Below are 239 nucleotides of genomic sequence, written 5' to 3' on the forward strand. Positions count from 1 at the left end.
CATAAGGATCTATATTACACTAAAGGGATCCGAACAACTGCCGGTTCAAAAATATTAAACAGCTTCGTCCCCGTTTACGATTCGACGGTTGCAACTAAGCTGCATGAGGCTGGAACAGTTCTGCTAGGCAAAGTACAGTCTCACGAGTTCGCTGCGGGATTGACAACAACTAGCCCGAACTTCGGTCCTTGCCTCAATCCGGGGAACACTGTACTTGTACCGGGAGGTTCAAGCGGCGG

At 49.8% G+C, this 239-nt stretch carries 1 protein-coding gene; it reads left to right on the top strand.

Annotated elements, in window-relative coordinates:
* The coding region (locus KVT34_RS31010) for an amidase family protein (RefSeq protein ID WP_254635263.1) at positions 1 to 239 on the top strand (239 nt) is incomplete at both ends.

The sequence above is a fragment of the Paenibacillus sp. GbtcB18 genome, assembly GCF_019091125.1.
In the GTDB taxonomy this organism is placed as follows: Bacteria; Bacillota; Bacilli; order Paenibacillales; family NBRC-103111; genus Paenibacillus_F; species Paenibacillus_F chitinolyticus.